This is a genomic window from Chryseobacterium sp. CBSDS_008 (assembly GCF_049959325.1).
Lineage (GTDB): Bacteria > Bacteroidota > Bacteroidia > Flavobacteriales > Weeksellaceae > Chryseobacterium.
Map to the genome: position 1 here is coordinate 3337077 of NZ_CP188202.1, position 12992 is coordinate 3350068.

10 protein-coding genes and 1 pseudogene are annotated in these 12992 nt (G+C 38.1%); 10 read left to right on the forward strand and 1 reads right to left on the reverse strand.

What is annotated here, in order from left to right:
* From ACP3T3_RS15165 to ACP3T3_RS15210, 10 genes and pseudogenes are all read left to right on the forward strand, one after another.
* On the forward strand, positions 1 to 3159 hold the full coding sequence (locus ACP3T3_RS15165; RefSeq protein WP_426476659.1) for an efflux RND transporter permease subunit: 3159 nt from the start codon (positions 1 to 3) through the stop codon (positions 3157 to 3159).
* Entirely contained in the window at positions 3146 to 4561 is a 1416-nt protein-coding gene (locus ACP3T3_RS15170; RefSeq protein WP_426476660.1) for an efflux transporter outer membrane subunit, read from the forward strand. Before ACP3T3_RS15165 ends, ACP3T3_RS15170 begins: the two co-directional genes overlap by 14 nt.
* A gap of 243 nt (positions 4562 to 4804) precedes the next feature.
* On the forward strand, positions 4805 to 5383 hold the full coding sequence (locus ACP3T3_RS15175) for a DUF4840 domain-containing protein (protein WP_426476661.1): 579 nt from the start codon (positions 4805 to 4807) through the stop codon (positions 5381 to 5383).
* A gap of 99 nt (positions 5384 to 5482) precedes the next feature.
* Complete coding sequence (locus tag ACP3T3_RS15180; protein ID WP_426476662.1) at positions 5483 to 6049, forward strand: RNA polymerase sigma factor; 567 nt, start codon at positions 5483 to 5485, stop codon at positions 6047 to 6049.
* On the forward strand, positions 6042 to 7424 hold the full coding sequence (locus ACP3T3_RS15185; RefSeq protein ID WP_426476663.1) for a porin family protein: 1383 nt from the start codon (positions 6042 to 6044) through the stop codon (positions 7422 to 7424). The genes ACP3T3_RS15180 and ACP3T3_RS15185 overlap by 8 nt, the downstream gene beginning before the upstream one ends.
* A 41-nt stretch (positions 7425 to 7465) precedes the next feature.
* On the forward strand, positions 7466 to 8428 hold the full coding sequence (locus ACP3T3_RS15190) for a T9SS type A sorting domain-containing protein (RefSeq protein ID WP_426476664.1): 963 nt from the start codon (positions 7466 to 7468) through the stop codon (positions 8426 to 8428).
* A 436-nt stretch (positions 8429 to 8864) separates the two neighbouring features.
* A complete protein-coding gene (locus ACP3T3_RS15195) occupies positions 8865 to 10400 on the forward strand; it encodes a YifB family Mg chelatase-like AAA ATPase (protein ID WP_426476665.1) in 1536 nt (511 codons plus the stop codon).
* 25 nt (positions 10401 to 10425) lie between these two features.
* A pseudogene (gene tnpA, locus ACP3T3_RS15200) lies at positions 10426 to 10821 on the forward strand (IS200/IS605 family transposase).
* A 279-nt stretch (positions 10822 to 11100) separates the two neighbouring features.
* Positions 11101 to 11370: a hypothetical protein gene (locus ACP3T3_RS15205; RefSeq protein ID WP_426476666.1), complete on the forward strand. Its 270-nt coding sequence runs from the start codon at positions 11101 to 11103 to the stop codon at positions 11368 to 11370.
* A gap of 110 nt (positions 11371 to 11480) precedes the next feature.
* Positions 11481 to 12302, forward strand: a complete 822-nt coding sequence (locus ACP3T3_RS15210) for a GLPGLI family protein (RefSeq protein ID WP_426476667.1) — start codon at positions 11481 to 11483, stop codon at positions 12300 to 12302.
* Between the two features lie 185 nt (positions 12303 to 12487).
* On the opposite strand, the gene ACP3T3_RS15215 is transcribed toward ACP3T3_RS15210, so the two are convergent.
* Positions 12488 to 12928: a YdeI/OmpD-associated family protein gene (locus ACP3T3_RS15215; RefSeq protein WP_426476668.1), complete on the reverse strand. Its 441-nt coding sequence runs from the start codon at positions 12926 to 12928 to the stop codon at positions 12488 to 12490.
* Positions 12929 to 12992: the final 64 nt, after the last annotated feature.

The following is a 12992-nucleotide window of genomic DNA, read 5'->3' on the forward strand; positions in this document are numbered from 1 at the left end:
ATGTTAAAAAAGATAATAGACCGTCCGGTACTGGCGACGGTAATATCCCTTATCATCGTTATTTTAGGGATTATAGGATTAAACCAGCTGGCGGTGACCAGATTCCCGGATATTTCTCCGCCCACGATTACCGTTTCGGGGTCGTATCCGGGAGGAAATAGTGAAACCGTGATCCGCTCCGTGGTAACTCCGCTGGAAGAACAGATCAATGGGGTGGAAGATATGGAATATATGAAATCCACAGCAAGTAATGATGGTACATTCTCTATTTCCGTTATATTCAAGCAGGGAGTGAACGCTGATCAGGCGGCGGTAAATGTGCAGAACAGGGTTCAGCAGGCCACCCCGATACTTCCGCAGGAGGTAGTGAGAATGGGATTAACCACCTCCAAGCAGCAGAACAGTATGGTGTTGATTTTCAATATTTATACGGAAGATAATAAACAATATGATGAAACTTTCCTTCAGAACTACGCGAATATCAACCTTATTCCGCAGGTTAAAAGGGTAAAAGGAGTGGGACAGGCCATGGTTTTCGGGATTAAAGATTATTCCATGAGAATATGGCTTAACCCTCAGAAAATGTCATCCTACGGACTTGAACCGGCAGATGTATCGGCAGCAATTGCAGACCACAGTTTGGAGTCTGCTCCGGGTAAATTGGGGGAAGAATCTGACGCTGCGTTAGAATATGTAATCAGATATAAAGGAAAAAAGAATACGCCGGAACAATATGAAAATATTATTGTTAAAAATACCGGAAGCCAGGTCATCAGGCTTAAAGATGTAGCCCGTGTGGAATTCGGAGCCATTTCAAATACAGGAGACAACCTTTCCAATGGGAAAAATGCAGTTACTGTTGCGATCATGCAAACCACAGGATCCAATGCCAATCAGATTGAAATAGGGGTCAATAAAGCAATTGACCAATTATCAAAATCATTCCCTCCGGGTATTAAATATACGAAGGTAATGAGTACCAAAGAAAGATTGGATGAAGCTACAGGACAGGTAAAATCTACTTTGATAGAAGCATTTATTCTGGTGTTTATTGTGGTATTTATTTTCTTGCAGGATTTCAGATCTACGATTATTCCGGCAGTGGCGGTTCCGGTAGCCATTATCGGTACCTTCTTCTTCCTTCTGGTTTTAGGATTTACCATTAATGTCTTGACGCTTTTTGCCCTTGTACTAGCCATCGGGATTGTAGTGGATGATGCCATTGTAGTGGTGGAAGCTGTTCACAGTAATATGGAAGGAACAGACCTTTCAGGAAGAGAGGCTACCCACAAGGCGATGAGTGAGATTACAGGAGCGGTGATTTCCATTACGCTGGTAATGTCTGCGGTATTTATTCCCATCGGATTTATGTCCGGTTCAGCAGGATTATTCTATAAGCAGTTTGCCTATACATTAGCCATAGCGATTATTATTTCAGCGGTTAATGCATTGACTTTAACTCCCGCTTTATGTGCTGTATTTTTGAAAAATAACCATTCGGGAGAAGGTAAAAAGCCAAAAGGATTCGGGCAAAGATTTGCCGTAGCATTCAATGCAGGATTTAATAATATGACCAACCGTTATGCAAAAGGAGTACGATTCTTAATAGGACGAAAATGGATTGCGGGAGGATTAATAGTCGCCGTTATCGGTGTTGCAGGATGGCTGATGTCAAACACGCCTAAAAGTTTTGTGCCGATGGAAGATGACGGATTCTTTATGTACACCTTAAGCATGCCTCCGGGAACCGCATTGACTAAGACTACGGAAGTTTCCAACAAAATCAATGAGATTTTAAAAGGGGTAAACGCAGTGCAGGAAAATACTTCCATTACAGGCTACAACCTGCTTAGTAACAGTGCAGGACCGGCTTATGCGATGGGATTTGTTAAACTGAAACCTAAAAAAGAAAGAGGTGAAATTCAGGATATTCAGAAAGTGGTAGATATGGCGGCTGCAAAATTGGGAGTCATCAAAGAAGGAAGTGTAATGACTTTCAGAATGCCTCCGGTAGAAGGATATGGAATGACGAATGATGCGGAAATTGTACTCCAGGACCGTATGGGAAGAGATCCTCAGGTTCTTAAAGCCAGAGCAGATGAGCTGATCGTCCAGCTGATGAAGGTTCCGGAAGTGGCATTTGCCTACACCATGTTCAGGGCAGATTATCCTCAGATGGAACTTGAAGTGAATGAAGATAAAGCAAAACAGCTGGGAGTAAGCATTTCAAACCTGTTGGGAACCGTTCAGACCTATTTCTCAGGAGATCAGTCTCAGAATTTCTCAAGATTCGGGAAATTCTACAGAGTGAATATTAAAGCGGACGGAGTTTTCAGAATGGATGAACAAGCCTTCAATGATATTTTCGTAAAGAATGATAAAGGAGATATGGTTCCGGTAAGCACATTGATCACTTTGAAAAAAGTCTACGGCCCGGAATCCGTTCAGCGTTATAATCTTTATAATTCATTAAATATCAACGTATCTCCGAAGCCAGGAGTAAGCAACGGGGAACTGATGGGTAAGCTGGAGCAGACATTAAGCAAATTACCATCTGATTACAGCTACGAATGGACTGGATTGAGTTTAGAAGAAAAATCTGCGGGGAATCAGACAATTGCCATCTTTGGATTGTGTTTACTTTTTGTATACCTGCTGCTGGCCGCTCAATATGAAAGCTATATCCTTCCTTTAGCCGTAATGCTTTCCATCCCAACGGGAATTGTAGGAGCGTTCTTAGGAATAAAAGCAATCGGACTGGATAATAACATCTATGTACAGGTAGGATTAATCATGCTTATTGGTCTTTTGGCTAAAAATGCGATCCTTATTGTAGAATTTGCCATACAAAGACGAAAAGCAGGACTTTCGATCCTGGATTCTGCACTGGAAGGAGCAAAAGCGAGATTGCGCCCGATTATCATGACTTCATTAGCCTTTATTGTCGGAATGATTCCGCTGATGATTTCTACAGGAGGAATGGCTTCAGGAAACAAATCCATCAGTACAAGTGCTGCCATGGGAATGCTGAGCGGAGTGATTTTAGGAGTTTTTATAATTCCTGTACTCTACATGTTCTTCCAGTATCTGGATGAGAAATTCTCTGCCAAAAAGAAGTATAATATGATAGAAAATCAATTGACAAATGAGAATATTTAAGATAAAAAATCTCCTTATTTCAGGCGCAATGGCATCACTGCTGATGTCTTGTGCCGTAGGGAAAAAATATACAAGGACAGATCTTCAGATTCCCGAAACATACAAAGAATCTGTACAGGTAACAGGAGATACCGTAGTGCTTCCGTGGAAAACTTTTTTCAAAGATCCTAAACTGATTGGTTTAATCGACAAAGCGCTTTCAAGAAACAATGAAGTAAATGTAGCCCTGAAAAATATAGAACAGCTGGACCTGATCTATAAACAAGCTAAGCTGGGTCTCATGCCAACACTGGATTTTACAGCGGGCGCCAATAGAAGCTGGGCATCCAAAAATACCCTTAACGGTTCTCTTAATGAGCAGTTTGTAGGGACAAAATATATAGATGATTTCAGTGCGGCACTAAGGCTTTCCTGGGAAGTAGATATCTGGGGCAAGGCTAAAATGCAGAAAGAATCTGCTGCTGCAGAATATTTTGGACAGAAAGAAAACTTAAATGCGATCAAAAGCAGAATTGTTGTTCAGGTGGCACAGGCTTATTACAATCTTATCAGCCTGGATGAACAGCTTAAAATAGCAGAGCAGAATATAGAACTGAGCAACAATACCCTTAAGATGATGAATCTTCAGTTTAACGCTGGGCAGATTAATTCATTAGCTGTTCAGCAGTCAGAAGCACAAAAGAAAACAGCAGAACTGTTGGTTCCTTTGGCAAAACAGAATATTTCTATCCAGGAAAATGCGTTGAGTATCCTTTGCGGCGCATATCCAACTAAAATTGAAAGAGAAGGAAATCTGAAAACAATGATACCTGAAAATAAGCTTTCAGAAGGACTTCCTGCACAGCTGCTCAGCCGCAGACCGGATCTGAAAGTGGCAGAATTTAATGTAATCAGTTTAAATTCCAAAACCGGACTGGCAAAAGCGGCAATGTATCCAAGTATCAGCCTGAGTCCGCAAATAGGAGTGAACTCCAACAAATTCAGTTCATGGTTTGATATTCCGGGATCTATAACCAAAGCAATCGCTGCTAACCTGGCAGCCCCGGTTTTTCAGAAAAAAGAATTGAAAACAGTCTATGAAACAGCACTGATTGAACAGGAAAAGGCAGCCATCAATTTTAAACAGTCTGTAATGACCGCTGTTGGAGAAGTATCAGATGCGATGGCGAAATCCAATGGTTCTTCAGAAAGACTTCAACTTTTGGAACAAAGAACGGCCATTCTGGACAAAGGAATCAATGTAGCCCTGAAACTGTATAAAAGCGGTATGGCAACCTATCTGGAAGTTATTACTGCCCAGAATAATAAACTGCAGAATGATCTGGAAGCCATCAATGTAGCCCTTGAAAAATTAAATGCCGAGGTTGATCTCTACAGAGCACTTGGCGGTGGAGTACAGTAACATGTAAAGCTAAATAAGAAAGGAAGCTATTATGACATAGCTTCCTTTTTTGCTGTTTTATCAATTGAATTTTACATGAAGATCCGGAATTTGCCTAGAAATAATTAAATTTTATACGTGTTAAATCAGTTAGTTAGGAAAATTTTTACTCTTTTTTAAAAAAATTATGCAAGATTTTTGAAAAGTGGGGTTTATATAGATGAGTACTCGAAAATAAATAATGTTTAACGAAAAAATAATGCAATGAAAAAATTGACAGTACCCCGATTTTTTATAACAGTTTTAATGGTTTTAGCAGGATTTGTCCTGTTCTCATGTAATGATAACGATGGCCCGGACATACCTCCTGTAAAAATGGAAGACTTAAAAGGAAATTATAAAGGCAAGCTGGTTATTGTACAGGGAAATAGTAAAAGAGAAGGCGTAAAAGAATTCCAGGTAAAGAAAGATACAATCTCATTTGCCGAATTTCCAATTGCCGAAATTGTAAAAACAGTGGTGAAAGACCCTGCAAAGGCAGAAACGGCTTTGAAGACCATGGGAAAAGTAAAGTATAATCTTACATATGCAGCAGTGATCAATACCGCGAATAATGTGATAGAGCTTACCTTTACCCCGAAAACAATGGAAATTCAGATTCCTGTAGATGGCGTTAATAAAAAGACCATTGTAGAATTTGCAGCGAAGCAAAAAGGATATTATGTAGGGTTGGATCAAACACTCAGGTATGCTCTCACTGCAGAAAAAATTACAGTAGATGGTACGCTGGTTACGCCTTATACGGTTATTGATTATAATTTTCCGTTCTGTATAAAAAATTAATTAGATATTAACATAAATGGATTGCACTTTAATAAGATGCAATCTATTTTTGATGGACCGTTTTATAACATCCGCCGGATACGGCAGCAGTAGCATTATATGGAAGAAAGTAAAGAACAGATTCTGGTAAGGCACCTTCTGAAGAAGGAGGAAGCTGCCTGGAAAGAGCTTTTTAAAGCTTATTCCGGAAATCTGACCTATATATGTTCCCGCTACGTCAATGAAAAAGAAGATGTTCATGATATCCTTCAGAACAGCTTTATCAAAATGTTCCGTTCAATAGAATCGTTTCAGTACAGAGGATGTGGTTCTTTAAAGGCCTGGATGACCCGTATTACAGTCAATGAATCTTTGAAGCATATAAGACAGAAAGGAGATTTTAAATCAGCTGTGGAAGTAGATGATCTGCCGGATATCCCTAATGAAGAGGATCCGGATTTTGAAGAAATTCCCCGCGATGATATTATGACAATGATCAGATCTCTGCCTGACGGGTACAGAACTGTTTTTAACCTGTTTGTATTTGAAAGAAAAAGCCATAAAGAGATTGCCGGAATGCTGGGAATTGCTGAAAATTCTTCTGCATCTCAGTTTCACCGTGCAAAAGGACTGCTTGTTCAGAAAATAAAAGAATTTAAAATGTCAAAAAAAGCACAATATGAATAATGAATGGCTAAATAACCTGCGAAGCAGAATGGATGACCATGAAGAGGATGTTCCGGAGGGATTGTGGGATGACATCAGAGATGAATTATTTTCGGGAGAAGAGCATAAGATTCCCGGATTTATTCCTGAAATTCATGAAGGAGGAGCGGCCAATAAGGAAAGAGCAGCCGGTGCTGGGCAAAGATCTTTATTCTACCGTATCGGAGGTATTGCCGCTGCTGTTGCGCTCCTTTTTTTACTGACGAAAATACTGTCCCGGAATGATGCAGAAAAAATATTGGCTCAGAAACCGGCAGGTGAGAAAAAAGAAAAAAGTTCTTTAAAATCTATAACAAACGAACAGAGTTCAGGCATTGAAGTAACATCAGAAACAAATGCCTTTTTAGCTGGAAACCGTTGGAAGACAGGTGCTTCGAAAAAGCATGGGTCTCAAAGACATCTTGATAACGGAGAGAAGAGTGAGAGAGGAAAGCTTCAGGCTATTATTACACCTCCACTGGCATCCGAGTCTTCTCAGCAGGAAGCTAAGCTGGCTCAGAAATTACCATCTGTTGATGATACCGTGAAAGAACCGGTTAAAGAACAAGAGACTGATGAGATGCTTTTTAAACAGGAGAAAATAAAAGAGGTATATGCCGAAAATAGAAAGCATACTACCACAAAATCCAGCGATAAAAAATCATGGATGCTGGGCATGCTGACGGGAAATATGGCTTCCAACTCTGCAGAACAGCAGTTTCCGGGCTATGCTTCAATCACAGGAAAAGCGATGAATGTTGAGCAGGTATGGAGTACTTCTGAATACCATGATGATCCTCTGACCGCAATATTGCTGGCGAATCAAAGCCAGCCGGTAGAAGCGAGAATCAGGCATAAAGTACCGGTTACATTCGGACTTTCGGCTTACTATAATTTAGGAAAAAGATGGGGAATAGGAACAGGACTGAATTATACCAAACTGTCTTCTGAACTGCATTCCGGAAGTGACAGCAATTATATTAAAGGAGATCAGACGGTTCATTATATCGGAATTCCCGTTCAGGTCAATTATAATATTATTCAGAAAGGGAAATTTACAGGATATATTACAGGGGGAGCGCTTTTGGAAAAACCTGTAGCAGGAAATATTACAACCACTTATGTTGTCAATGATGAAATAAAACAGTCTTCAAAAGAACGACTGGAACCGAAGCCTTTACAGTTTTCTGTCAATGCGGCTGCAGGCTTTCAGCTGAAGATTATTGATAAAGTTGGAATTTATGCAGAACCGGGAATAGGATATCATTTTAAAAAGGAAAACGCTCCCAATACAATTTATAAAGAAAAGCCACTTCATTTTAATATGAAATTTGGAATAAGAGTGTTGTTGGATTAATGCTGGGGATTTAAAATAAAACCGAACTTAATTATTTATATATGAAAACAAAACTAATTTTTTTAGTGTTTTTATTATTCAGCATTTTGAATCTAAAAGCACAGTGTACCCCTACCGTTACCAGCCCGAGACTTGGACAGAAATATCCGGGAACAATCTTATTCTGTGATGTGGAAGATGAAATAATTTCCACTACACAGACTTACGAAAGTTACCAATGGTATAAGCAGGCATGGACCTGGCAGACCCCTAATAACAATCCATGGGTAGCTATTCCGGGAGCCACATCACAACAGTTAACCATTAATGGAAGCGAGCAGCTGAATTATTTTAAAGTAGTGGTTACTGATGGAGACTGTACAGCAGAAAGCGAGGCAGTATTCGCAGACGGGTTTGTATATGGACTTCCGGCGATGATGACCACTTATACTCCGGGTACTTATGAAGAAAATATGGGAACCGTGAATGTCTGCAACGGGGCTTCTGTACAGTTTGACGATATATTTCCTGTAGTATATGGCAAGCATACCTGGTTCAAATGTGTGCCTGGCAGTAACCCTCCGGTGGCAGGAGATCCCTGCATCATCCCCGGTGTAGTAGGAGATACATATGTGGCAACAAGTTCCGGGAAATATGGATTTTATGCCTGCACAGAATATTGTCCGGATCAATGCCAGATGCTGGATCCGTTTGCATTTGTGGAGGTAAATTTCGGAAACTGGGAATTCTGCAGCAATTTGGGAACAGGAGAGACAAAGATCAAAGACAATAATCTTACACTCTATCCCAATCCTACAGCACAGTACCTTTATATCGGGAAAGAATCAGATAAAATCTATAAAGAAGTTATCATTATAGATATGTCCGGCAAGCTTGTTCTGAAGAAAACTGATCACCGGTATAATCAGGCCATTGATGTGAGCCAGCTGGTGCCTGGAAATTATATCATCGTTTCTAAAAGTGCAGATGGCAGTGAATATAAAAATAGATTTATAAAGAAATAGGATTACATAATCTGAAGATGCTAAAATATTGATTGTGGGAAGGAAGAATGGATGTCAGAGAGGGATGCTCTTTATATTGAAGAAGAACTAAAGTAATTTATTGTAATACTTTACGCTCAATAGATAAATTTTCATCCTTGTTAATCTAATGACGTCATAATTACCCCAAAAGAGTGCTCTCTTTCCGGCATCCGCTTCCTGACTTACCTCTCATATTTTCTGTAATTCAGATGACATAATCTTTTCGTTAGTTTTTAATAATGGTTGAGTCGGTACAAAGAAATTTGTACCGATTTTTATTATAATCACCTTGCTTTCCCCAGAGAGCTTTTTTCTTAAAATCTTTTTTAATATTTCAGCCTGCCTAGAATGATATTAATATAAACCCCAGATTTTCAAAATAGTATATTGATTATTTTTACCTCAAAAACACACCATGCTGATCAAAATTTATGGAAGTGCCATTCATGGAGTGGCTGCGCAGACCATTACAATTGAAGTAAATGTAGATACCGGCGGAGTGGGATACCATCTGGTGGGGCTGCCCGATAATGCCATTAAAGAAAGCAGCTATAGGATCTCGGCTGCGCTGAAAAATGTAGGATATAAAATTCCCGGAAAGAAAATAACCATTAATATGGCTCCTGCAGATCTCAGAAAAGAAGGTTCTGCCTATGACCTGAGCATTGCTATAGGGATTTTAACCGCTTCAGATCAGATATTGGCGGAGGATATTAAAAACTATGTTATCATGGGCGAGCTTTCCCTGGATGGAAGCCTGCAGCCGATTAGAGGTGTTTTGCCCATTGCAATTCAGGCCAGAGAAGAAGGATTTAAAGGAATTATTCTTCCCGGGCAAAATGCAAGGGAAGCAGCCATCGTAAATGATCTGGACGTATATGGAGTAGAAAACATCAAGGAAGTTATTGATTTTTTTAACGAAGGTAAACCTCTTGAAAAAATGACTTTGGATACCAGGAAAGAATTTCATGAAAAAATCAATGACTTTCCTTTCGATTTTTCTGAAGTTAAAGGACAGGAAACTGCCAAAAGAGCAATGGAAGTTGCCGCAGCCGGCGGACACAATATCATTTTGATCGGGCCGCCGGGAAGCGGGAAAACAATGCTGGCCAAAAGGGTTCCCAGTATTTTGCCTCCTTTGACACTGAAAGAAGCATTAGAAACAACAAAAATTCATTCTGTTGCGGGTAAGGTAGGCACTGAAGCTTCATTGATGACAGTCCGGCCCTTCAGGTCTCCGCATCACACTATCTCTGATGTAGCATTGGTGGGAGGCGGAAGCTACCCGCAGCCGGGTGAGATTTCCCTTGCTCATAACGGAGTCTTATTTCTGGATGAAATGCCTGAGTTTAAGAGAACCGTTCTGGAAGTCATGAGGCAGCCTTTGGAAGATCGTGAAGTAACTATTTCAAGAGCCCGGTTTACCGTAAACTATCCGGCAAGTTTTATGTTGGTAGCCTCTATGAATCCCAGTCCTAGCGGGTTCTTTCCCGATGATCCGAATAATACCTCATCTGCTTATGAAATGCAGCGGTATATGAATAAGCTTTCAGGGCCGCTTCTGGATAGGATTGATATCCATATTGAAGTCCAGAAGGTAGAATTTGAGCAGCTTTCTGAAAAAAGAAAAGGAGAAAAGAGCAGTGACATCCGGGAACGCGTCCTGAAAGCAAGAGATATTCAGAATAAAAGATATCAGGATCTCAACATCAGCAGTAATGCCCAGATAGGGCCTAAAGAAATTGAGGCATTTTGTGAATTGGATGAAACATCCTTCGGTCTCATCAAATTGGCCATGGAAAAACTAAATCTTTCAGCCAGAGCTTATGACAGGATCCTGAAGGTTGCCAGAACAATAGCTGACCTTGAAGGATCTGAGAATATTCTGTCTCATCACATTTCAGAAGCCATACAATACAGAAGCCTGGACCGTGAATTCTGGAATGGATAAAGAATAAAAAGATGTACTTTGATTTATGGACGGCCATATTTTAAAAAGGCATAATAAAACCTTACTTCTTTACCATATTGTTTTTCCTGTGAAATACAGGAATTCGATTATTAGCGAAGAATTTGGAACTGGTTTGAAAGAAATATATATTGAATTGTCTCATCGCTATGAAATCCATTTTTTAGAAATTAGATATGAAGATAACCATATTCATTTTTTGATACAAAGTGTTCCAAATTTGTCAATTAGTGAAATTTGTATGTAAAGTATCACAGCTAAAGAAATTTTCAAACGTTTTCCTGAAGTTAAAGCTAAACTTTGGGGCGGAAATTTTTGGACAAGTGGTTATTACGCAAACACAGCTCAACTTACACTTTTGACTTTTAATACTTCGGAGCTCTGTCCCGGGGTATTTTATTAATGAATAATTTAAAAATCGGTTTTTACATTCTGGATAAAACCAAAGTCTTACTAATATGGCGACTGTAAATCAACAACTGTGAAAATATTTTATTCTGTAAACAATCCCACATTACACCAAATATTTCATTAGAAAATGAAATATAATTAAATAAATTATACGTTCGTATTTAAATCATGTAACATGCATTAAATGAATAAATTAACATAATATAATATTTCTTTTTTTATTGACTTATATTCCTATATTTGATATTCAATTTTAAAATTTATTACAATCATGAAAAAACTATTATTAATTGCTGCACTTGGTGTAGTAGGTTTCGCAAGTGCAAAAGGAAAGGTTGAAAAAGTAAATTCAAAAGCAAAAGAAGTTACTACAATAATTACTAAAAACAATAAGAAGGTAAAGAAAATTGCCAAAAAACAAGTAGAATGTGGAGTTTTTCAGGCAAGTTGTATATCAGCTTACACTTGTCAAGATTGGACTCCATCTCAATGGTATAATTGGATGGAACAAATTCAAGAAAATTATTGTCAACTTTGGTAACTTAATCATGTTTCAGATTAAATAGAAAAAGCTTCGATTATTAATCAACAATTAAAAATCGTTCAAATTATAATTTTTGTTTGAACGATTTGTTATTTTCTATAAACAATATGAATTTTACAAGAAAACAAATTTTAGCAATTATATTTTTATTTTTTTTCTCTATTTCGCTTTCACAGACAGTTACTAGTGATTCATTAAGAGGAGAATTTACTTACTTACTTCAGTATAAGCCAAATACCCTAAGTGATAATGTTTTTAAAGAGCTTTTTTCATTGCAAATAAGTGATAAACGTGCCTTTTTCACGAGTGAGAATAAATTAAAATTTGACTCTATTTTTGCAGAGCAATTTAATAATAAAAGGAATGGTTTTAATATTGATATGAGAGGATTACCACCATCAAGATTTAAATTTTTAATTATCCAGACAAATGAGAATTCACAATTTTATGAGGCAGCAGGAATGACCCTATTATCATATAATAGTCCTGTAATTCGTGATTGGAAGTTAGTTAATGAAACAAAAGTAATTAATTCTTTTAATTGTAAAAAGGCAGAGGTTCATTATAAAGGAAGAGACTGGGTTGCTTGGTATTCAACTGAAATTCCTTTTGCTTATGGTCCATACAAATTCAGTGGTTTACCTGGTTTAATTGTAAAAATAGCAGATAAAACGGGAGACTATGATTTTGAACTGGTAAAATCAGTACCGAGCTCCAAGCTGAAAGGAAAGAGTGTAAGGATAAATGAAGCTCGTTACCATAATGCTAAGTTAGTTACAAAAGATGAATTAGTCCAGGCAACAAAGAATTTCAGAGAGAATATTAAATATGAATTAGAAAAAATGGGGACTGTATTTTCAGATGGTCAAAACAGACCAAAAATAAGCGAAACAGAAAAGAAAGGATATAACCCTATTGAGCTAGAGTAGAGAAAATGTATCTTCTTATTCATTTAGAATAATTATTTTACTGCAATAAGCAGAATATTTACACTGAATTCTGGTTCTTAAATCCTCAGGCTCCAAAAATCCTTGAATTTCAATTAAAAATATAATACAATGGAGAGAAAATGAGGAAATCTATATTCCCTTTTTTCCATCCAGAATCATCTGGATCATTTTGATCTTTCTGTTTTCTCTTGTTCCGGTTTCCTTGCTTCTTCTATCCAGCGGATATATTCCTTTCTGTGGGTGTAGCTCATTGCATCAAATAAAGCTTTTACTTCAGGGTTTGCATTAAAAACAGAGGCGATATCATCAGCGATTTCAACAATTCTTTCTTCTTTGTCTTCAATAAGGGAAACAGAAACCTGATCTCCGAAGGTTTTACCAAGCTGCTTTCTGACTTCCTGTGTTAAACCTAAAATATGACAATCCGTTTTCATTTTGACAAGGCTTCCCCGGTATTCAACTTTATCATCGAAGAGGGCTTTAATTTTTACCTGTCCTTTTTTATTAAACAATTCTTCCGTAGAAAAAGGAAATTCTACAAATGCAGCATTCATTTCTCCGTTTTGCTGAATAAGGGCTGTAAATTCAATGGTTTTAAAAGGCATGATGAAATAATAGGGTAACAGTCAAAAATAAAAAAAAACCGTGAAAGTAAATTTCACGGTTTCA

Bases quoted from the DNA above. Each gene is read 5' to 3' on its own strand.
- ACP3T3_RS15175 (WP_426476661.1), top strand. From the start codon at position 4,805: ATGAAAAAATTGACAGTACCCCGATTTTTTATAACAGTTTTAATGGTT.
- ACP3T3_RS15190 (WP_426476664.1), top strand. From the start codon at position 7,466: ATGAAAACAAAACTAATTTTTTTAGTGTTTTTATTATTCAGCATTTTG.
- ACP3T3_RS15165 (WP_426476659.1), top strand. From the start codon at position 1: ATGTTAAAAAAGATAATAGACCGTCCGGTACTGGCGACGGTAATATCC.
- ACP3T3_RS15185 (WP_426476663.1), top strand. From the start codon at position 6,042: ATGAATAATGAATGGCTAAATAACCTGCGAAGCAGAATGGATGACCAT.
- ACP3T3_RS15170 (WP_426476660.1), top strand. From the start codon at position 3,146: ATGAGAATATTTAAGATAAAAAATCTCCTTATTTCAGGCGCAATGGCA.
- ACP3T3_RS15210 (WP_426476667.1), top strand. From the start codon at position 11,481: ATGAATTTTACAAGAAAACAAATTTTAGCAATTATATTTTTATTTTTT.
- ACP3T3_RS15180 (WP_426476662.1), top strand. From the start codon at position 5,483: ATGGAAGAAAGTAAAGAACAGATTCTGGTAAGGCACCTTCTGAAGAAG.
- ACP3T3_RS15215 (WP_426476668.1), bottom strand. From the start codon at position 12,928: ATGCCTTTTAAAACCATTGAATTTACAGCCCTTATTCAGCAAAACGGA.
- ACP3T3_RS15205 (WP_426476666.1), top strand. From the start codon at position 11,101: ATGAAAAAACTATTATTAATTGCTGCACTTGGTGTAGTAGGTTTCGCA.
- ACP3T3_RS15195 (WP_426476665.1), top strand. From the start codon at position 8,865: ATGCTGATCAAAATTTATGGAAGTGCCATTCATGGAGTGGCTGCGCAG.